General features: G+C 43.7%; 19 protein-coding genes. 12 read left to right on the top strand and 7 right to left on the bottom strand.

Going from position 1 to position 21,253, the window contains the following annotated elements; all coding sequences use genetic code 11:
• Positions 1-89 precede the first annotated feature (89 nt).
• Both lptG and lptF read right to left on the bottom strand, forming a co-directional pair.
• On the bottom strand, positions 90-1,295 hold the full coding sequence (gene lptG / locus M0N77_RS11950; RefSeq protein ID WP_353105395.1) for an LPS export ABC transporter permease LptG: 1,206 nt from the start codon (positions 1,293-1,295) through the stop codon (positions 90-92).
• Positions 1,295-2,629: an LPS export ABC transporter permease LptF gene (gene lptF / locus M0N77_RS11945; protein WP_353105394.1), complete on the bottom strand. Its 1,335-nt coding sequence runs from the start codon at positions 2,627-2,629 to the stop codon at positions 1,295-1,297. Before lptF ends, lptG begins: the two co-directional genes overlap by 1 nt.
• Before the next feature lie 317 nt (positions 2,630-2,946).
• On the opposite strand from lptF, the gene M0N77_RS11940 reads away from it, so the two are divergent.
• The 3 genes from M0N77_RS11940 to sstT all read left to right on the top strand — a co-directional run bounded on the left by M0N77_RS11940 (position 2,947) and on the right by sstT (position 6,528).
• Entirely contained in the window at positions 2,947-4,587 is a 1,641-nt protein-coding gene (locus M0N77_RS11940) for a leucyl aminopeptidase (RefSeq protein WP_353105393.1), read from the top strand.
• Between the two features lie 57 nt (positions 4,588-4,644).
• Positions 4,645-5,109 (top strand): DNA polymerase III subunit chi, encoded by a 465-nt coding sequence (locus tag M0N77_RS11935; protein WP_353105392.1) that lies wholly within the window; start codon positions 4,645-4,647, stop codon positions 5,107-5,109.
• Between the two features lie 216 nt (positions 5,110-5,325).
• Positions 5,326-6,528, top strand: a complete 1,203-nt coding sequence (gene sstT / locus M0N77_RS11930; protein ID WP_353105391.1) for a serine/threonine transporter SstT — start codon at positions 5,326-5,328, stop codon at positions 6,526-6,528.
• Between the two features lie 76 nt (positions 6,529-6,604).
• Here sstT and M0N77_RS11925 read toward each other — a convergent pair whose 3' ends face one another.
• Both M0N77_RS11925 and M0N77_RS11920 read right to left on the bottom strand, forming a co-directional pair.
• Positions 6,605-6,928, bottom strand: a complete 324-nt coding sequence (locus tag M0N77_RS11925; RefSeq protein ID WP_353105637.1) for a chaperone modulator CbpM — start codon at positions 6,926-6,928, stop codon at positions 6,605-6,607.
• Positions 6,929-6,989: 61 nt separating this feature from the next.
• Positions 6,990-8,012, bottom strand: coding sequence for a DnaJ C-terminal domain-containing protein (locus M0N77_RS11920; RefSeq protein ID WP_353105390.1), 1,023 nt, complete (start codon positions 8,010-8,012; stop codon positions 6,990-6,992).
• 385 nt (positions 8,013-8,397) lie between these two features.
• On the opposite strand from M0N77_RS11920, the gene M0N77_RS11915 reads away from it, so the two are divergent.
• Positions 8,398-8,760 carry a septal ring lytic transglycosylase RlpA family protein gene (locus M0N77_RS11915; protein ID WP_353105389.1) on the top strand — a complete coding sequence of 121 codons (363 nt, stop codon included), beginning with the start codon at positions 8,398-8,400 and terminating at the stop codon, positions 8,758-8,760.
• Between the two features lie 97 nt (positions 8,761-8,857).
• Here the strand turns inward: M0N77_RS11915 and M0N77_RS11910 are convergent, their stop codons facing one another.
• Positions 8,858-10,918 (bottom strand): ATP-binding cassette domain-containing protein, encoded by a 2,061-nt coding sequence (locus M0N77_RS11910; RefSeq protein WP_353105388.1) that lies wholly within the window; start codon positions 10,916-10,918, stop codon positions 8,858-8,860.
• A 250-nt stretch (positions 10,919-11,168) separates the two neighbouring features.
• On the opposite strand from M0N77_RS11910, the gene erpA reads away from it, so the two are divergent.
• From erpA to M0N77_RS11870, 8 genes are all read left to right on the top strand, one after another.
• The gene (erpA, locus tag M0N77_RS11905; protein WP_353105387.1) at positions 11,169-11,549 is read left to right on the top strand and encodes an iron-sulfur cluster insertion protein ErpA; all 381 of its coding nucleotides are present in this window, start codon (positions 11,169-11,171) and stop codon (positions 11,547-11,549) included.
• 375 nt (positions 11,550-11,924) lie between these two features.
• Positions 11,925-13,532, top strand: coding sequence for a glutamate--cysteine ligase (gene gshA / locus M0N77_RS11900; RefSeq protein ID WP_353105386.1), 1,608 nt, complete (start codon positions 11,925-11,927; stop codon positions 13,530-13,532).
• Positions 13,533-13,620: 88 nt separating this feature from the next.
• Positions 13,621-14,133 (top strand): disulfide bond formation protein B, encoded by a 513-nt coding sequence (locus tag M0N77_RS11895; RefSeq protein WP_353105385.1) that lies wholly within the window; start codon positions 13,621-13,623, stop codon positions 14,131-14,133.
• A 279-nt stretch (positions 14,134-14,412) separates the two neighbouring features.
• Positions 14,413-15,045, top strand: a complete 633-nt coding sequence (locus tag M0N77_RS11890) for a copper resistance protein NlpE N-terminal domain-containing protein (protein ID WP_353105384.1) — start codon at positions 14,413-14,415, stop codon at positions 15,043-15,045.
• Positions 15,046-15,225: 180 nt separating this feature from the next.
• Positions 15,226-16,752, top strand: a complete 1,527-nt coding sequence (gene mpl, locus M0N77_RS11885) for a UDP-N-acetylmuramate:L-alanyl-gamma-D-glutamyl-meso-diaminopimelate ligase (protein WP_353105383.1) — start codon at positions 15,226-15,228, stop codon at positions 16,750-16,752.
• Positions 16,753-17,078: 326 nt separating this feature from the next.
• Positions 17,079-17,333 (top strand): GlsB/YeaQ/YmgE family stress response membrane protein, encoded by a 255-nt coding sequence (locus M0N77_RS11880; RefSeq protein ID WP_353105382.1) that lies wholly within the window; start codon positions 17,079-17,081, stop codon positions 17,331-17,333.
• 183 nt (positions 17,334-17,516) lie between these two features.
• Entirely contained in the window at positions 17,517-18,068 is a 552-nt protein-coding gene (gene def, locus M0N77_RS11875) for a peptide deformylase (protein WP_353105381.1), read from the top strand.
• Between the two features lie 125 nt (positions 18,069-18,193).
• Entirely contained in the window at positions 18,194-19,369 is a 1,176-nt protein-coding gene (locus M0N77_RS11870; protein WP_353105636.1) for a type III PLP-dependent enzyme, read from the top strand.
• Positions 19,370-19,469: 100 nt separating this feature from the next.
• Here the strand turns inward: M0N77_RS11870 and M0N77_RS11865 are convergent, their stop codons facing one another.
• Positions 19,470-20,327 (bottom strand): hypothetical protein, encoded by an 858-nt coding sequence (locus M0N77_RS11865; protein ID WP_353105380.1) that lies wholly within the window; start codon positions 20,325-20,327, stop codon positions 19,470-19,472.
• A gap of 39 nt (positions 20,328-20,366) precedes the next feature.
• Positions 20,367-21,209 carry a 4-hydroxy-tetrahydrodipicolinate reductase gene (gene dapB, locus M0N77_RS11860; RefSeq protein WP_353105379.1) on the bottom strand — a complete coding sequence of 281 codons (843 nt, stop codon included), beginning with the start codon at positions 21,207-21,209 and terminating at the stop codon, positions 20,367-20,369.
• Positions 21,210-21,253: the final 44 nt, after the last annotated feature.

Here is a 21,253-nt window from a genome sequence, read left to right as displayed (position 1 = left end):
GTTAAGATTAAAGAGTAATAAAAAAGCACGCTAAGACTATAAAGTCTTAGCGTGCTTTTTTAACTGTAGCATTTTTAAGCTATACTCAGTTACATTTGCCTTTTTAGCAGATAGCCACCTAATACCGCGCTGATAATAATAGGCAGTAGCACCATTACAAAAGGCGAGAATCCGGTTGCTAAAGATACAAAACCGACCAAATCTTGAATATAGCTGAACAACAAGCCAAATAGCAGCGCAACCACAATACGCAAGCCCAAACTATGGGTACGTAGCGAGCCAAAGACAAACGAGCAAGCGACAATCACTAGCGATAGTATCGATAAAGGCGATAGCAGCTTTTGCCAAAAAGCGAGCTCGTGAGTCAATGAGCGCTTGCCTTGCTGGCGCATAAATTGACGATGCTCATATAACTGCGTCAGTGACAAATCCTCAGCATCGCGGGTCAATAGATAAACCGATTCTGGTGCGAAAGGTAGGCTTAGCGTATCTGATGCAGTGCTATCTTGACTACTACTAGCGCCTTGGCTAATAGTTAGCTTGGTGACATTATTGAGCTGCCAATCATAGCGATATTGCGCGCTGGTATTATCGCTCGTTTGGCTTAGTAGTTGTCGCCTAGTATATTTGCCGCCTTGTGCACGAATAGCGGTTTGTAGATTACCGTTTTTATCTAAACGCCAACGCTTCACTTCACCAATATTACCCTCGACATCCGCGTAGTCGATATACAGAATATCACTACCATTAGGCTCAGCAGCGTTAGCAGTGCTATCAAAGCTTGGCTGCATAGTCCAATAACCGCGAACCGAAGTAATCAAAGCGCTATTATCTTTATTATCGATCTCATTCGCCAACTGATTGGTCGTCGGCAAAATAAACTGATTAATAATCAGCGCTAAGATGACAAATATTAAGGCAGGTTGTAGCACCCAGCCCACGATACGATAGACACTGACGCCGGAGGCGCGCATCACGACCAGCTCGCTTTTATTGGCCAGTAGCCCTAGACCAACCACCGCGCCAAGCAGCGCTCCGGTCGGAATAAACTCCTCCAAAAAGTACGGCGAGCGATAAAAGATATATTTAAGCGCCTCGCTCATAGTATAGCTATCACTCAACGAATCAAGCTCAGACAAATAAGAAAATAATACTTGTAGCGCCCATAAGCCCACTACCGCTGCAACTATCGCTAACAGCGCATTAAGCTTGACGTAACGGCTGAGCACCTTTAGGTTGTTTGGTTTTTTGGCTAATGTCAGCGTCTTATTTTTGGAGGTAGATAACGAGCGCATTATAACGACCCTCCATTTGACTTGTTATTAGCGTCAGTATTAACCTCTTCTTTCGCACTAGAGCGAAAACGCAGACGGTGCTGAATGCGGCTGCCCCAGTTCAGATATAGCGCTAAGGCCATAAAGCCTATGATTAGCCAAGCGTATGAGAAGACACTGACGCTGCCTTTAGCGACGGCGTTTTTCAGAGAAATTATCCCAAGCGCGCAGCTGACAAATAATAAAATCGCCGGAAACAGTCGTAACCAGCGACCTTGGCGTGGTTTGACTTGTGCCAATGGTATCGCTAACATCGGCGCGATAATCATCAGCCAAGGCAGAGCAAAGCGATAACCCAGCTCCCCTTGAGCGGCGCGCCTAGCCTCCATATTAGCGGTGCTACCCGTTGCCGCTTGCCATAAAGGAGCGATCGCTTGCGTCTCGATATTTTCCTCAGTGACCACTTCTTTTGGCGACTCTGTCAAAGTGATACGGTAACGATCGAAGCCTACTTGATTGTATTTTAGACTACCAGCGCCGACCTCATAGCGTCGACCTTGAAACAGGTCCAATTGCGTGACGCCGCTGGCACTATTCTCAACTTGCTTTGCACTTTTGGCCAAGGTGATAGTGTCTTTTGTAATTTGCTGATTGGTATTATCGGTTAACGATTTTGGCAACTTATCAAGCGGTAATTGCTCAGCTAATGCAGCGCTTTCAGTCAGTTGGGCAGTATCCGCTGTGGCATTATTATCTACTGTAGAGGGCTTGATAGCTGGGCCAGATTGGATAAGCACCACGTCTTGTAATTGACTTTTATCATCACTGAGGCTGCCGACATACAAATGATAATTACCACTACTAATAAACTCTTTGGGCCGGATAAGATCAAAAGCGCTAGTCAACGCTTGCTGCTGCCAAACACTCTCAGAGGAGCGTACCCCCCATGGTTTACCGACTATAGATAATGCCGCTTCTGCTACAAACAGCGCTAGGATAAGAGGCGTAATCAAGCGTCCAAGCTTACCTCTTGAGACGCCGCTGGCATTGATGACCGCCATTTCTTGATCGACATAGAGGCGACCAAACACTAACATCAAGGCGATAAAGAACGATAGCGGTAAAATAAGCTCTAAAAAGTAAGGTAAGTTATAGCCGATAATAGTGAACAACAAACTGATATCCAAACGTCCTTCGGCAGCGATGCCAAAGTAACGAATCAGCCGACCACCGAGCATCATCACCACTAAAAACCCCAATACCAAAGCAGTAGTGGAGGCGACTTGACGGGTCATGTAGCGGCGTAATATCACAATAAAGACTCTTAGATAAAGGTTAGGATTGGCGCGGGTCATTGTACCTGTATAACCAGCCTCTTTCTTATTTTTTGGATGAATGTGGATAGGCCAGTATAAGCGGCAAACATAACTGCTAATGCTAGCATGTTTTTATGATAGATGACGGTGAAAAGTGTGCAAAAGTACCGCAAGCTCTTTAGCTAAACAGTCACAAATAACATTATCTAACCCTTGCAGAACAAACGCGCTATCATCGATATGTTAGACTATAATCCAAGCCCAGTAGGTTTATTAGCTAGGTCTATCAGCGAGGTTTATTCAAGCCTTTGACCTCACTAATCTTTTTATCATAATTCTAATAAGGACCGTCATATATGAATATCAAATTAACCGCGCAGCTACCAAAAACGCATACTCAAAAAATACTAAAAAAAGCAGCCAAAGATAAAGACTCTAGCTGTCTAGTCATCTTAGTCGATAATGATAAAAACATTCTTGCCAAAGAAGCACTAGCTGATTACGAACAGCGTATCGAGCAGCTAATCGAAGTGGCGCATTTTAGTGGAAAAGCTTGCGAAACGGTCACTGACTACGCCTTAGCAGGGGACAAAAAAACCAGCAAACAAAACCCATTACAGCTGTTATTAGTAGGCGTAGGCGATACCAATAAGCTTAATCATAGCGTACTACAAAAAGTCGCCAAGACCATCTATCAATCGACTCATAAGCGCGTCTCCTCTATCACCATCGCCGTAGGTAACGCTCTAGAAGAGAATGAATTTGGTCAATTTGCGCTTAATCTATTAGCCGCAACTTATCGTTTTGATAAATATAAGTCTGAGCAAACCACGCCCGTATTGAGTGATATCTACCTATTAGCTGACGATAGTTTACAGTCAGCGCTAGACTTTGCGCAGTCGGTATTTATCGGTCAAAGCTTGACTCGTGATGTGGCTAATGAGCCGGGCAATATCTGCTTTCCAGCGTTTATGGCCGAGCAAGCACAAGAGCTTGGTAAAAAATACTCTGATGTGCTAAAGGTCACTGTATTAGGTGAAGAGGAGATGTCAGCGCTAGGTATGAACTGCTTTTTAGCGGTCTCTAAAGGCTCAGTAAAGGAAGGCAAGCTAGTGATTATGGAATATCAAGGCCAGTCGAAATTTACTGCTAAGGGTGCTAACAGCGCGGCAAAAGTCACTGGCGGTATCAAAGCCATCGCCGATAAGCTCCCTATCAAAGCGGCTAAAAAATCAGCCAAAGTTGCCGATCAATCAAGTGAGTACAGCGCTGATGCGCCTATCGTCTTAGTAGGCAAAGGCGTGACCTTTGACTCAGGCGGTATCTCAATCAAGCCAGGTGCGGCGATGGACGAGATGAAATTTGATATGGGCGGTTCTGCGGCGGTGCTAGGTACTATACAAGCCTTATGTGAAGCGCGTTTGCCTATCAACGTCGTCGGCGCTCTTGCTTGTGCAGAAAATATGCCATCAGGGGAAGCGACGCGTCCGGGTGATATCATCAAAGCGATGAATGGTAAGTCGGTTGAGATTCTAAATACCGATGCCGAAGGCCGTTTGGTATTGTGTGATACGCTGTGCTACGTGCAGCAAAACTATCAGCCAAAAGCGATCATTGATGTGGCTACTTTGACGGGCGCTTGCGTAGTCGCTCTAGGTCACGTGCGCTCAGCGGTGTTTAGTAATGATGAAGATGTGCTGTTTAGCTTAGAAAACGCTAGCAACCAATCCGGCGATCTTATCTGGCATATGCCGCTTGATGACGAGTATCAATCCTTGCTTGACTCGCCTATCGCCGATATGCAAAATATCGGTGGTAAAGGCGCAGGCGCGGTAACCGCCGCTTGCTTCTTATCGCGCTTTATTGAGGAAGGTCAAGCATGGGCGCATTTGGATATTGCTGGTACCGCTTGGCTTTCAGGTAAAGAAAAAGCCGCTACTGGTCGTCCTGTGCCGCTATTTATGCAATATCTAAAAAACTGTGCAGATATGGCATAATAGTTAATTTATAATTAACTTAAAAAACAGGTAAGCAAAAATGCTTAAGTACTTAAAATGTCAAAACTAAAAGTTAGTTTTTATGTGTTAAGCGCGAATAAAGCCCAAGATTTCTTGGGCTTTATTTGTCAGCTGACTCAGACCGCGTTGAACAAGAGCTCGCAGTCGCTTATTATCTTGACTGACAATGAAGAGCGGCTCATTGAGCTTGATGAAGTCCTATGGGCAAATGATGCAGCAAGCTTTATCCCGCATCAGCGGCTCAGCGCTGAAGTTAGTGCCTCAAATGCTAATTCTGTAGCGCCAGTGCTACTGTCTCAGCAATTACCGCCAAATTTCAGTGGTATCGTTATCAATACTACCGCGCGTCCAGTTAATGACTTTATAGCCGCCACTAGTAATGTGTTAGTGAGCCGTATCCTTGAGATTATCCTACCTGATGACACCAGCGTCGCTCAAGGACGCCAAAAATACAAATACTATCAACAGCTTGATTATGAGTTGACTCATTTTAAAGTCTAAAACCAGTGAAGTTTTTATATCTTGCTGTAGTTCAAACTTTTCAATATCTTTAACTACCTCATTTTTATATCTCATCTATTTATTGACAGTTACTGTTATATATCATCAAACGCATAGAGCAGAGTATTAGGCGAATATCATAAAAAATGCTAATATCTGTCGATTATATTATCCTTATGTAACTTTCTTACTGTGGTTTTTATTAGAGGTATAAAGATGCGCTCATTGATAGCGATGTATCAGCGAATAGGCCTAGTGCCACTGATTATTGTAGGTTTAGTTTTAGGAGTATTAATCGGTTGGTTAGCGCCTAGTGCCGGTATTGCTTTGGGCTTGCTTGGCACCTTGTTTGTTGGTGCATTAAAAGCAGTAGCGCCTATCTTAGTTTTTGTATTAGTGATGGCCGCTATCAGTAAACAGCGCAGTGGTAACGAGGTCTACGTCAAGCCTGTGCTTATTATGTATCTCTTTGGCACTTTTTTGGCAGCATTAACAGCCGTTGGAGCAAGCTTTTTGTTCCCAATCGAGATGATTTTGGTCAATGCCGATATCGAACAAGTACCGCCTGCTAATCTCAAAGAAGTATTAACCAATTTATTAATGAGTTTAGTCGCAAACCCTGTCAATGCCGTAGCTAATGCCAATTATATCGGTATCTTAGCTTGGGCGCTGATTATTGGTTTTGCGCTACGTCAAGCCAGTGATACCGCGCGTACTGTCGTAAGCGATTTTGCAGATGCCATCTCACAAGTGGTTAAGTGGGTGATTGCCCTTGCGCCTTTTGGTATTTTAGGTTTGGTCGCCAATACTGTCGCTGAGACAGGTTTTGAGGCTCTAAAAGGCTATGCCAATATTTTGATGGTGCTCGTCGGTTGTATGCTATTTATCGCGCTAGTCGCCAACCCTTTAATCGTATTTGTCAAAACGGGCAAAAACCCTTATCCGCTGGTCTTTACTTGCCTGCGTGAGTCTGGGATTACCGCCTTTTTTACCCGCTCATCTGCGGCCAATATTCCTGTCAATATGAACCTTGCGCGCAAACTTGATCTACACGAAGATACTTATTCGGTGACTATTCCGCTTGGCGCTACTATCAATATGGCGGGCGCGGCGATTACTATTAATGTGTTAACCTTGGCGGCAGCGCATACTTTGGGTATCGAGGTAAGCTTTGCCTCAGCCTTGCTGCTAAGCTTGGTGGCGACCGTTAGTGCAGGCGGTGCCTCAGGTGTACCGGGTGGCTCCTTATTACTGATTCCTTTAGCAGCAAGTTTATTTAGTATTCCAAACGATATCGCTATGCAAGTGGTGGCTGTCGGCTTTATTATCGGTGTCATTCAAGACTCAGCAGAGACCGCACTGAACTCATCAACCGATATATTATTTACAGCGGCGGCAGATCCCAAATACGCGCGTTAATAAATAGCTATCAGACGAAAAAGGGCCCAAATGGGCTCTTTTTTTGGACATTTAGTGACTATTGCCGCTATTGCATTTATTTAAAAGTTTCAATATCGACTTCTATCATCTGAGTATCATTATCCCACTGACGTTTGAATTGACGCAGTTGCTCGACTTCATCTAATAGCTCAAGTATCAAGCCAATAGCTGGTACGCTGGCTTCAAAATCACGGCTAAGACGCGCAGCACGGCGCACTGTCGTCAGCTGATAGCCTGTGAATTGCTTACTCTCAGGGATATCATACTCGATGATATTTTCTTCTATCAAAGCCACAATCCATTGCGGCTCTTGACCACAAGCAGATACTAGCTCATCGAAACTCATAATTATGTCGGTTAATTCAGGCGATTGTTTCATCATTATTATCCTCGTTTATGCTTTATATCATCTCTTTAGTCCTACCAGTTTTTTGGCTGGATTAGCGACTGATATTAGTATTTTTAAGGGCTTGTTTGAGCTGCTCATAAGCTTGCTTAGCCGCCTCAGTAGTCACCTCTGGATTGACAATATTTAGTGTTAAGTACAAATCTCCAGCAGATTTGGCTGGAATACCTTTGCCTTTTAGCCGCAAATTGCTGCCCGATTTACTGTTACTTGGAATAGTAACGCCTAAAGTTCCAGCAGGCGTAGTGACATTGATTTTTTCGCCTAAAGCGGCTTCCCAAGGTGTTATATTTACCGTTTGATAAACATCAGCGCCCTCTAAGCGAATATTGGCGGCATGAGTTATTTTTACTTTTAGGAATAAATCACCGTTTTGACCATCGCCAATGCCAGCTGCTCCCTGTCCTGCCAAACGAATTTGCTTACCATCAGTGATACCTTTAGGAATTTTTATCTTAAGGGTTTTGTTATCGTAGCTGACGCTACCATTAGGCTGACGCACCGGTACGTTCAACTTAATACTATAATCATCGCCGCTGTAGACGGATGCTAGATCGACATTGATCTCGGCGTGCTGATCTTGACCTTTGCTATCGTGCATACCAAAACCACCACCGAATTGATCAAAGCCACTTTGACCGCCAGCCGATTGACTGCCAGCTGAGCCGCGCGCGCCGCGACCAAATGCAGAGAAGATATCATCGAAACGAAAGCCGCCACTACCAAACGCCTCGCCTTCACCAAACTGATCTTTGATATCCTCCCAGCGAAATCCGCCCTGCGCGCCGCCTGATTGTCCGCCAAAACCACCAAAACCACCCGCGCCGGCTTGGCCAGCAAACGGATTATCAAGCATGGCATCGTACTCGCTACGCTTATCTTTATCTCTAAGCGTCTCATAAGCGTTATTAATCTCAGCAATCTTACTATCTGCGTCTGGATCGTCACTGACATCAGGATGGTATTGACGCACTAATTTGCGATATTTTTTTTTGATATCGGCATCTGTGGCGTCTTTTTTCACTCCTAAAATATCATAGTAATTTTTTTCAGCCATTATTTTTCCTTATACTTTTATTTAACGGGTTGTTATTCAAAATCTATAAAGCTGCAATCGTCTGTTTCTATAATAAGACTTTTTTCTATAATTTCAATTTTAGTCTTTAGCTGATACCTAGTTATTATTCAAACTGATTCTTTGTATTTACAGCTAGATTTAAGTTTATCATTTACATTGTATAAAAATCTTTAAGATGATAACTTCGCTTATTTATCAGTAGTTTACAATGTAACTGCAATTTGACTCAGTCGATTTTTTACACATCTGTAAGGCTATAGTAAGCTTTATCTTGTAGACTACCTGCCATGTTTACACTCATAGGGAGCGTAAATAATATAGGCAAGAGTAGCTGTCTATCTTATCAATTACATATAGGTATTGAATGTCTTATTTAATCAAGTCTTTAGTTATCATGTTGTCACTGGCGTTAAGTACTACTGTTTTTGCTGGTAATACTAGCTATTACGGTAGTAAGTTTCACGGTAAGCGTACCGCTAGCGGTAGCATCTTCAATATGAACGCTTTGACGGCGGCACACAAAACCTTACCTTTTGGAACTAAGGTAGAAGTGACTAATAAAAAGACAAAGCAGAGCGTGATAGTGAAAATCACCGATAGAGGCCCTTTTACCAAAGGACGTATTCTTGATTTATCTAAAGCCGCTGCTGGTAAAATAAACTGCCAACTTTGTACCACTAGTATGAAGATATTATCTTACGGTGATGGCAAGTATCGTCGACAGTAAGTCCATAGACTGTCATCTGGTAACCACACCATTGATTGTAATAAAAAAAGGAGAGCCTATGCTCTCCTTTTTTTTGTGTTAAAAACATCTTTATATTTTAGCCAAAATCCGCTTCCATCTCTTCTAAGTGGGTCATCGCTAATAATAAGCTTTCCTCAGCATCACTATGCTGCTGCTGCAATAAGGCCTGCTCATCGAGTAGTTTAAGCAAGTTCGCTTTACGATGCTCTTCGTATAGCTCAGTGTCGGCTAACTGAGTCTCTAAACGAGCAAGCTGTTTATCAAGTAAAGCCAAACGCTTTTCTGTCTCTTCAATCTCGCGGCGAATGGGCGCGGTCAATTTGCGCCGCTCAGCGGCTAGTTTACGCTGCTCTTCTTTGCTCAAACTACTACTTGCAGGACTGGGCATAGCGGCATTTTTATTTGCGCCTTTTTGCTCCTCTTTGCTTTGTTGTTTACTAGCATTAGCAGCGTTAGTAGTAGCGCTTGTTTCACGTGAAACAAACTGCTTAGCTTCTTTTTTACTTTTAGCTTTTTTGTCGCTATTTTTATCTTGCGAATTTTCTTGCTTACGCTTCTCCGCTAGCCACTTACCGTAATCGCTGATATCACCTTTAAATTCATCTATCTGCCCATCGTGCACCAAATATAGCTCATCACAAACGTTAGCGATTAGCTCGCGATCATGCGAGACGAGTACTACCGCGCCTTTAAACCCTTGTAAAGCTAGGGTCAAAGCTTGACGCATCTGTAAGTCTAAATGGTTGGTTGGCTCATCAAGTACCAACACATTAGGACGCTGCCAAACGATAAGCGCTAAAGTCAAACGCGCGCGCTCGCCGCCAGAGAACAGCTCACTGATAGTGTCGATGCGATCGCCGCGAAAGTCAAAGCTGCCCAAAAAAGCGCGTAAAACGGCATCTGAGGTCTTGCCAGCCAGACGGCGTAGCATTTGCATTGGCGTTGCCTCGCTATCCAAAGCATCCATTTGATGCTGATTAAAGTAGCCCAATTTGAGAGTGTCAGAGACTTGGTAGTTGCCTGATAAAATACCAAGCTCGCCTACTAACGCTTTAATTAAAGTCGATTTACCAGCGCCATTCATACCGAGCAGACCTAGACGCGTATCTGGCGTCACTTGCACATTGGCATTATAAAGTAGCGGCGTGTCGCTATAGCCAATATCAGCTTTAGTGAGCTCAATCAGCGGCGAGCTCATGTGCGCCGGTTCATAAAACGAGAAAGAGAAAGGATTATCTGCCATCATCGGTGATAGCTCCGCCATACGCTCTAATTGCTTGATGCGGCTTTGGGCTTGCTTAGCTTTACTGGCTTTGGCACGAAAACGGCGGATAAAATCATCTAAGTGCGCGCGCGTTTCTTGCTGCTTTTCATACGCTTGTTGCTGCTGCGCCATACGCTCATGACGGGTACGAATAAACTGCTGATAATTACCGGTGTACATAGTGATTTTTTGTTGTTCAACGTGCAAGATATGACCAACGGTGGCATCCAAAAAGGTCTGATCGTGCGAGATGACGATGACCAAACCAGTAAAGGCGTTAATCCAAGTCTCAAGCCATAAAATAGCGTCTAAGTCCAAATGGTTGGTGGGCTCATCGAGTAGCATAAGATCAGCGCGGCTCATCAAGGTCTTAGCCAGGTTTAAACGCATGCGCCAACCGCCTGAAAAGCCCTCTACCGGCTGCTCATGCTGACTGGTCTTAAAACCTAGACCCGCCATAATTTGAGCCGCTTTAGTTGGTGTACTATAGCCATCAATCTCGTCGAATTGTTGATAAAGTATAGGAATTTGCTCATCGCTAACGGTGCTTAAATCACTCAACGCTTCATTAAGCTGATACCACTGCTCATCACCGCTGAGCACATAATCGATAGCGGTTTGACTACTAGCGCCCACTTCCTGCGCCATATGTGCTACTTGCCAGCTGTCCGGAATACTGATCTCACCTTTATCGAGCGTCACCTCAGTATCGCCTGTACCCATTTGCGTCAATAATAAAGCAAACAAAGTAGATTTACCGGTGCCGTTATTGCCCGTCAAGCCAATCTTGTGGTTAGGATGCAGCTGAAAACTGGCATCTGCAAATAACACACGGCCATCACGGCGAACACTGACGTCTTTGAATTCGATCATAGGGGTTTTTGTCTCAAGGGTTTAAAGATTTAAATTGGCGGCTATTATTTCAAACGCTTAGCCGATAGGCAAACTATTAAATAACTATCTCATTTTTAACTGTTTTATAAAGACTTAGCGGCTTAGTTTCAATGGTCAATCAAAGCAGATAGCCTTAGCAGTCTTGATAAATTAACAGCCGCCCCAATTATGATATACTGCCAAAATACTACTGACATCAGGCAGTTAAGTATCAGCCAATGAGGTAATTATGACGACATTAACCACTCAATATGATCCCAGCTCAAGTCAGCCTGTCGATCCTACTCTCCTCCATCTTACCGATAACGCCGCAAAAAAAGTACGCCGTCTACGCGAAGAAGAAGGCGATAACGAGCTTATGCTACGCGTTTATGTGACGGGCGGCGGCTGCTCAGGCTTCTCTTATGGTTTTAGATTCGATAGTGAATTGGGGGAAGATGATGCCAACTTCGATAATGGCGATGTCACTTTAGTCATTGACTCACTAAGCTATCAGTATCTGCAAGGCTCAACGGTTGATTATACCGAAGGCTTAGAGGGCGCGCGTTTTGTAGTGACCAATCCTAATGCCACTACTACCTGCGGCTGTGGTTCGTCGTTTTCTATTTAGTATTGGGATAAGCTAATATTTTGCTAGGATAATCGTTATAAAGGCATCTATTTACGCTGTGAATAGATGCTTTTTTGGCTGGATAAAATACCCAAGCTTCTCTAAGCCTGAGCTGTGATATTCACTTACTTTGCATGGCCTGATGCTAAGCCATCATTAAGTATTGAAGGTTACTCAATTTGTAAGCGCCCGTGGTTTTTGGCTTATCTTTGGGCTAAACTGACTGCTCTATCTATGCCAAAATTAGATACTAAAATTAGATGCCAAAATACAGTAGTAAAACAGATAATAAATAACGTACCGAACTAACCCCTATTTTGAGCAAATCCCAGTTGATTATTGCTCTGCCATAATGAATAACAATAGATGAATACTATGAGTAATATTGCAACTAGCGCTGAGAGCTTAAGTCGTGAACCATTAAGTAACTTTGATAGCTTTAAAATACCGGACTGGTTTGATAGCCAATTATTAGTGGGTATGCTACGCGGTATCGAAAAAGAGGGCTTACGGGTTAGAGCGGATGGGTTTTTGGCACAGACGCCGCATCCCTCCAAGCTTGGCTCAAAGCTCACTCACCCGTTCATCACCACCGATTATTCTGAGAGCTTGCTTGAGCTGATCACTGATCCTAGAGGTACGCCAAAAGATACTTTGGCTATGCTGCGTCAATTACACGTACTGGTCTATCAAGCGCTGCCAGAGGGCGAGCTGATGTGGCCGTTATCTATGCCTTGTATGCTATCGAGCAACGATGAAGATATTCCGCTAGCCGATTATGGTAGCTCAAACACCGGTAAGCTCAAAACGCTGTATCGTAGTGGTCTTGGTATTCGCTATGGACGCCGTATGCAAACCATCGCCGGTTTGCATTATAACTTATCCTTTGGTGATGGCTTGTTTGCGCATTGGCAAACTAAGCTGCCTGCTGCAAAATCTCAAAGCCTGATAGAGTTTAAAAACGATAAGTATTTGGGACTGATTCGCAACTTTAAGCGCTTGACGAGCTTAGTGCTTTATTTATTAGGCGCCAGTCCAAGCGTCTGTCCTTGTTTTATTGCTGGCCGCGAGCACGATCTTGAGCTGATGAACGACTCGACTTATTATAAGCCGACCGCTACTAGTCTACGCATGGGCAAGCTTGGCTATACCAATAGCGTGCAAGAGCACTTAGATATCCGTTATAACAATTTACCCGAATATATCGCAGGCCTGCGCCGAGCGATACAAACGCCGCACGCTAGTTTTAGCGCACTTGGTCTAAATGACGATAATGGCAATCCTATTCAGATCAACGATCATATCTTGCAGATTGAGAACGAATACTATAGCCCTATCCGCCCCAAACAAATCGCTCTTCGCGGGGAAACACCAACTGAAGCCTTAGAGCGCCGCGGTATCGCTTATGTTGAGTTTCGAGCGATAGATTTAGACCCTTATAGTGATGTCGGTATTCGCCTCTCTAGCGCCTGCTTTTTGGAAGTCATGGCGCTGTATTGTCTACTTAGTGAGTCGCCAGATTTGATGCCTGAGGAAGAAGAGGAGCTTGCGATCAATCTTGAGCGCGTGGTCAATGAGGGACGCCTTGATAATTTGCATATTCTTAATAACGGTACTGAGCAGTCGCTACAGGACTGGATGCTTGCGCACCTAAATAGTATGCAGCCACTAGCGGCGTTGCTTGACGCTCATCATGGCGGCAATGACTACCGCGCTGCTGTTGCGCTCATGCAAGGTAAAGCTGGCAACTCTGAGTCTACTATCTCAGCACAGGTCAATGCAGATAGCAAACGTTTAGGCAGCCTTTGGCAGCTAGGCTTTACTTTGGCCAATCAGCATCGTGATGCCATACTACAGCATACTTTGAGCCCAAATATCCAAGCTAAATACGAGGTGGTCGCTGAGAAATCGCTATTGCAGCAAGCAGAGCTTGAAGCCAATGAGACCGAAGACTTTATGGACTTTATTGAGCAGTATCGCTAATACTAATGACTGACTTATTCTAAATGCTGGTTAATGACTTCTTTTAAATGTCAGTTAATGAATTCTTTTATCCAAGAGTATTTATTTCATGCAAAGCCTAACCTCTTATCGTAGTTTGCAAGTATCTCTAGTTTTAGCCGCCGCTATTGGTATGGGCTATGCCTTGTTGTTTTTGCAGCAGCATCTAGGGCTTTCTCCTTGCCCGCTCTGTGTTTTTCAGCGTATTGGTCTGATGATAATGGGCGGTTTTGCGCTAATAGCGGCTTTATTTAATCCTCGATCAAAACTTGTCAAACTAGGCTTGTGGCTAGGGAGTTTACTCGGTATTGGCTGGGCGACTGGGGTTGCTGCGCGCCATGTCTGGCTACAGCACCTACCTGCTGATCAAGTGCCTTCTTGTGGGCCTGGTCTAGATTATTGGCTTGATACCCTGCCTATGAATGAAGTGCTCAATCAAGTGTTTGCCGGTTCTGGCGAATGTGCGGTAGTAGATTGGAGCTTTTTGGGACTGAGTATTCCAGAGCAATCTGTAATATTTTTTAGCTTATTAATCGTTATACACTTATTACTATTATTTCGTATTATGCGTCCTATAACCTAATCATCATTATTGCTAACAAAAAGAGAACATTATAGTAATTCCATTTTGGTATCTTATATTCAAAATTATCTCTTAATCTAGAATAAGCAATGGTCTGTTTATTATAGGCTTATAATTGCTAATTAGCAGTTAGCTAAGACAAAGTCTGTATTTAATCATGACATATTGCAACATTCATCATCCCGAATAAAGTTAAAATAAATAACAACCTTTATTAGTAAAGCTGATATATAAGATTGGCTATTACTTAAATTCTATTTGTTTGCTGTTGGTATGCTCATGATTTATTCTTTTTTTAATTCAGCTACAATAACCGCCAAAAGCCGTTCTAATTCGGCTTTAAAGGTACTGTTGCCCTTATCTTTTGGAGTATTGTTATTAGGCTGTGATAGTCATTCCTCATCTCCTACTCCCGACAAAAAAATGATATCTACACCCATCAATGACAGTAAGCAAAATGCCGATATCAGTGCTAAACCAAATAATGCTAGTGATTTAGAGTCCGATTTGGCCGATAGTATAGAAGGCGAGTCGCTTATTAACGCGGCCAAATCAGATAGAAAATCAGCGACCAACTCGCTTAATGACTCACAGCTAGCCAGTAGTAATAAAATGCAAGCCACCCTTATCGGTGATTACACCGGTATTATGCCCTGCGATTTTTGTGATAGTACGCAGGTGCTGCTAAATTTGTTTGCCGATGGCTCAGTAGTGAAGACTAGTGTCTATAATAATCCGCAAAAACCTACCGCTTCTTTGACTGAAAATGGTATTTATCGCCAAGATAACGATACTATTACTATCGTTTATGACGATCAACGCATTGAGAACTACGTCATTGAGAACAATCATTTGGTGCTATTGGATGAGGATAAGATAGCTGACATTGACTATACTTTGTCACGCAAATAAAGACACTAGCTTGATCTATATAAATGGCTAGTAGATGATTACTCTTTGTTATCCCTATTCCATCATTCGCCTATATTCTAGGCGTTTTTTTACGCGCTTTTATTGGTTATCTATTAGCCTTTACTTTACAATAATGGCCTGATTAAGCCCTCTATTCACTTTATTTGATGCGAAACCTCTATGCATATTCATATTCTTGGTATTTGTGGTACTTTTATGGGCTCGCTAGCCTTATTAGCCCGAGATCTTGGCCATACGGTGACCGGCTCCGATGCCAATGTCTATCCGCCGATGTCTACTCAATTACAAGAAGCTGGCGTGACCATTATGGAAGGTTACCACGCCAAGCATTTGCAGCCAGCCCCTGATTTGGTAGTGGTCGGTAATGCAATGAAACGCGGTATGGAAGTGGTTGAATATATGCTAGATAAAGGGCTGCGCTACACCTCAGGACCGCAGTTTTTGTCCGAAGAAGTTTTGCAATCGCGTCATGTGCTAGCGGTAGCGGGAACTCATGGCAAGACTACCACCACCACTATGCTCGCTTGGATATTGCATTATGCGGGTATCGATGCAGGATTTTTGATAGGCGGCGTGCCTCTAGTTGATACTGAGGATCAGCGCTTGCAGCAAGTATTTGCGCATAGTAGTTACTTAGGAGCAGCCAGCCAACCGTCTCATATAACCGCTACCGATGCTGAGGCTAAAGCGTCAAATACAGGCTATTTTGTCATTGAAGCGGACGAGTACGATTCAGCTTTTTTTGATAAACGCTCAAAGTTCGTTCATTATCGTCCGCGTACTGCTATTTTGAATAATTTAGAATTTGATCATGCCGATATTTTCGCCGATCTAGGCGCTATTCAAACCCAGTTTCATCATATGCTGCGGATGATACCTAGCAGCGGTCAAATCATTATGCCTGCCGATACACAGAGCTTAGAGGAAACGCTAGCCAAAGGCGTATGGACACCGGTATGGCGTACTACTATTGCTAATAATGATAATCAGCACTTACAAAATGCAGCGGCTAATAGCGACTGGCAAGCCAAACTACTCAGTGCTGATGGCAGTCAATTTGAGATCAGCTTTAATGGTTTGGATAAAGAAAATACTGAACCGTTAGCCAATAATGCTACAGGTGTTGTCGATTGGACGATGAATGGCATTCATAACGTTAATAATGCGCTTGTTGCCGTCGCTGCTGCTTATAATGTAGGCGTAAGCATTAAGAGCGCATGTGCCGCCTTATCAGCCTTTGCTGGTATTAAACGGCGCATGGAGCGGATCGGCGAGGTGAATGATATCTTAGTCTTTGATGATTTTGCTCATCATCCGACGGCGATTACCACTACTTTAGATGGCGCCAAGAAGAAACTAGTGGGACGAAAGGTTTGGGCGATTATCGAGCCGCGTAGCAATACGATGAAAATGGGCATTCACCAAAAGAGCCTAGCGCCTTCAGCGGCTTTAGCCGACTATACGCTGTGGTACGAGCCAAGCGGTCTTGAGTGGGGACTCAAAGAAGTCATTGAACAAGCAAAAACTAATGATTTAAGCCTAAACCCTCAGCAAGTGCTCAGTAGTACCGAAGCTATTATTGAGCATATTACTACGCATGCCAATGCTGGCGACGCTATTATTATCATGTCAAACGGTGGTTTTGAAGGTATTCATGAGCGCTTGTTATTGGCATTAACTAACTAATGCAGCGACTTTGTGCTTACTTTTTAACAATGCCTTTACCAATATAGCCCATAGAATAGCAAATCCGCTTTATTTATCACATAGCCTCTACACTAATAACATTTTGCGCTTAGTCTTATTATTAGGAAGCTACTACAATTTAATTATTCATTTAGTAACTAGAATAATTGGTGGTGTTTTAAAAAGTATGCTGGCGATAAAAGTCAATAAGAAATCTATGCTAAGTTCTCTGATTCTATAGGGCTTTCAAGGCTTCAAAAATTGTTCAAATTTTAATCAGCATACTTTTTGACACACCACCGAATAATTAAATTAGGAGAATAAAAATGGGTTTTATATGGATGATTATTGTAGGCTTAGTAGCGGGTCTTTTAGCACGAGCCATCAAACCAGGTAATGATGCGATGGGCTGGATAATGACTATTGTGCTTGGTATCGTTGGTGCGATGCTTGGCGGCTTCTTAGCTAGTTTGATCGGTATTGACGCTGATGGCGGCTTTACTGGTCTGATATTCTCAGTTATCGGCGCTATCATCCTACTCTTCTTGTATGAGATGATTATGAATAGACGCCGGATATAAATAGGCTCATTTAATCATTATTAATCAAAGCACTCATAGCAAAAAGACCTTACTAAGATAAGGTCTTTTTTATTGCTCTACTAAGGGGTTAAATTAACTTGAAGTCATTGATAATCGTTACTTTTGTCCCCATTATACCTTATAATAACGCCCATTCTATTTGCACTACTGAGGTGAGCCGCTATGGCAGTACTCCCTATTCTTAGCTATCCTGATCCGCGTTTGCGTACTATTGCTACGCCTGTCAAAGAAGTCGATGCTGAGATCAAAACGCTGATCAGCGATATGATTGAAACGATGTATGACGCTGAAGGTATCGGTTTAGCCGCGTCGCAAGTTGATCGCCATATTCAGCTTATTGTGATGGATTTGTCCGAAAACAAAGATAAGCCTATGGTATTTATCAATCCTAAGGTCACGCCTTTAGTCGAAGAAAAACAGCCCTACGAAGAAGGCTGTCTCTCCGTTCCTGAGGTTTATGACAAAGTTGAGCGTCCTACTAAAGTACGCATTGAAGCTTTGGATGCTGAGGGTAACGCTATTGATGAGATAGCAGAGGGCTTATTAGCGGTCTGTATTCAGCACGAAATGGATCATCTAAACGGGGTGATATTCGTCGATTACTTATCGCGCCTAAAACAAACGCGCGCGCGTGATAAAGTCAAAAAAGTGTTAAAGATTCGCGAAAAACAAAACGATACGGCTAGTAAGCAGTCACAAGCTATTAACGTCTAATGGGCTATTAATGAAGTGTAAACGAAGATTTATCGTCTTCGTCTGCACTTTTTTTTTGCGCAGAGTTTGTTAGCTATTACCTATTTTGTAATTTTTATCTTCAATAAAGGTTCACTATTATGACCATGATTAAAATTAATCAGTATTTTGACCAGCCTGCTTGGGGCAAATTTACCAAAGCGGCTGAGGGTCGCGAAACCCCGTTTTTGGTCGTAGACCTTAGCCGTATTAAGACAAAATATGAGGAGATGGTCGGCCATTTTCCCAAGGCAAAAATCCATTATGCGATGAAAGCTAGCCCTGCGGTAGAGGTGATTAAGCTACTCGCCGATTTGGGCTCAAACTTTGACTGTGCCTCTATTTATGAGCTAGATCGAGTGCTTGATTGCGGCGTAGAGCCTGAGCGTATCTCTTACGGTAATACCATCAAAAAAGCCGAGCATGTTAAATACGCTTTTGAGAAAGGTGTGACTTTATATTCAACAGATTCTGAGGCTGATCTAAAGAATATTGCTAAGTATGCACCCGGCTCAAAAGTGTTTGTACGCATCTTAGTACAAGGTTCTGAGACGGCAGAGTGGCCGTTGTCACGTAAGTTTGGCTGTCACCCTGATATGGCGATTGACTTATTGGTTCAGGCCAGAGAGCTTGGCCTAAACCCTTATGGTATCTCTTTCCATGTCGGCTCTCAACAAAAAGACGTCGCCGCTTGGGACGATGCTATTGCTAAGGTCAAATATATGTTTGACTGGATGAAAAACGAGGAAGATATTAAGCTACAAATGATCAATCTAGGCGGCGGCTTCCCTACTAATTATCTAAGCGAGGTCAACCCGCTACAAGTCTATGCCACTGAGATTAAGCGCTACTTGTCAGAGGATTTCAGTGAAGAGGATATGCCGGAGATTATCCTAGAGCCAGGCCGCTCATTGGTCGGTGGCTCTGGGGTTTTGGTCAGTGATGTGGTGCTGATATCACGTAAGTCCCATACTGATTTAACGCGCTGGGTCTATACTGATGTGGGACTGTTCCAAGGTTTGATTGAGACGCTAGGTGAAGCGATTAAATATCCGGTCTATACGCCAAAGATGGAAACCTCAACGAGCGAGGGTACAGTAGTATTAGCGGGGCCGACTTGTGATTCGACTGATATTATGTATGAAGAAGCGGGTTATCAGCTGCCAGAGGAGCTTGAGATTGGCGATAAGATTTATTGGCTCACTACGGGCGCTTATACCAACTCTTACTCCTCGGTTGAGTTCAACGGTTTTCCGCCGTTAGAAGTGGTTTATATTGATTAATAGCTAGTAGATTAGCCCATAATTTAAGAAATGAAAGCGCGCTACCGTAACTTGCAGTAGCGCGTTTTTTTATGTCTGTTAGCTTTGCTATGAGTTACCACTACTGTACCAATAGCTGAATAGGCGCACTGGTGTTAGTGACGTTACTGCGATTGCCGCTATAGCTTGAGCTTTTATTTTGGCTATTTTGTGTCACTTGTCCGATAGTGACCCACTGCCTGCGCGGCACAATAATGGTGCTATTAAGTCTTTGAGATTGGATAGCGCTGTTTTGATTATAGCGAGAGTTAGATCGCACTAGCTTTTCTTCTGCTTGCACGAGCTGTACCTCAACTTGCCCATTCGGTAGTAATCTTGGCGTGACGGCAATACCTCTCGTCGTTGGCAATAGCACTTGCTGCTGAATAATAATTTGCGCGGATGGCCTATGGTAAGAAGGATAATGATAGGGATAAGTGGTTGCTTGATAGTTTTGCGTCAATGAATAGAGGGTGTTGGTACTGATACTTGCCGCGCTACCGGATAAGGTTTGCACTTGATATAAGCTACTATTTTGCTGCTGACTGTTGCCTTGATTAATTATCGCTGCGCCTTGGATACCGCGATTGCTAATAATGACTTGGCCTTGGTTGATATTACTTTGGGTATTAGCGCTATTACCTACTCGCACTGCGACTGTTAGCGCTTGCGGCTGACGATCAATCTGTTTTAATAACTGTTGTACCGCTTGATAATTAGCAGCTGTGGTCTGTAGGACGATTTTGTCTTGATAGGTAGTCGCGGTGCCGCCATCACGGCTATTATTCAGCTGTTGGCGTACGGCAGGAAGTAGAGCATCACCGCCATAAGTATGGATGACGTAGGTTTGCTTAGTGGCGGCTTGGGTAGTAGAGCATAAGACAAGGCTTGTCGCTATTACCTGTATAGCCAAGATAACCCGGCTTCTACTAAAAGTCATCATTTGCTCCTTATTAGCGGCTGCCGCGATTACTACACCCTAGTCATTCAACCCAAGTACATCCTGCATATTATATTGACCAGCTTTTTGCTCAATAATCCAAGTGGCGGCGCGCACCGCTCCTGCGGCAAAGGTCATTCTCGCTCTGGCGCGATGAGTAATCTCCACCACTTCGCCATCAGCGATAAACATCACCGTATGATCACCGATGATCTCGCCGCCGCGTATCGCATGAATACCGATTTCGCCTTGCGTGCGCGCGCCGGTCTGTCCTTCGCGTCCATACACGGCAACCTCTTTTAGATCTTGTCCGCGTGCTTGAGCCACTGCTTCTGCCATCATGTAAGCAGTGCCTGAGGGCGCATCAATCTTATGCTTATGATGCGCCTCAATCACCTCGACATCGGCTTCATCACCAAAAGCTTTCGCTGCCATTGCTAGTAGCTTGAGCGATAAATTAACGCCAGTAGAGTAGTTGCCCGCATAAACGATAGGGATATGCTTGCTTGCCTCCGTCAGTACTTGCTCTTGCTGCTCATTGAATCCTGTGGTGCCGATGACCATGGCTACTTTATGCTCAGCACAAATCTGCATGTTTTGCTCAGTGGCATCGGGCAAGCTAAAGTCTATGAGTACATCGATATCATCAATCACCGCGACCAAATCATCGACGATTTTGATGTTTAAGCGCTCAATAGAGGCGACTTCGCCAGCGTCGGCACCTACAAGGCTGGAACCCTCACGTTCGATGGCGGCGCTTAGGGTGGTTTGCGGATTATCCTGTACCGCTTCGATTAGCATACGTCCCATGCGTCCGCCTGCACCGATAATTCCAATATTTATCATCTGATCGGCTGTTTTTTTATTACTTTTTTTTGACATTTTTTATCCTACTATTTGATAATCAGAAAGTGACTCTATTAGCT

Origin of the sequence: Psychrobacter sp. AH5, assembly GCF_040371085.1 — a bacterium.
In the GTDB taxonomy this organism is placed as follows: domain Bacteria; phylum Pseudomonadota; class Gammaproteobacteria; order Pseudomonadales; family Moraxellaceae; genus Psychrobacter.
The sequence above is the reverse complement of the archived record's forward strand: the minus strand, read 5'-3'. Positions and strand labels throughout refer to the sequence as shown.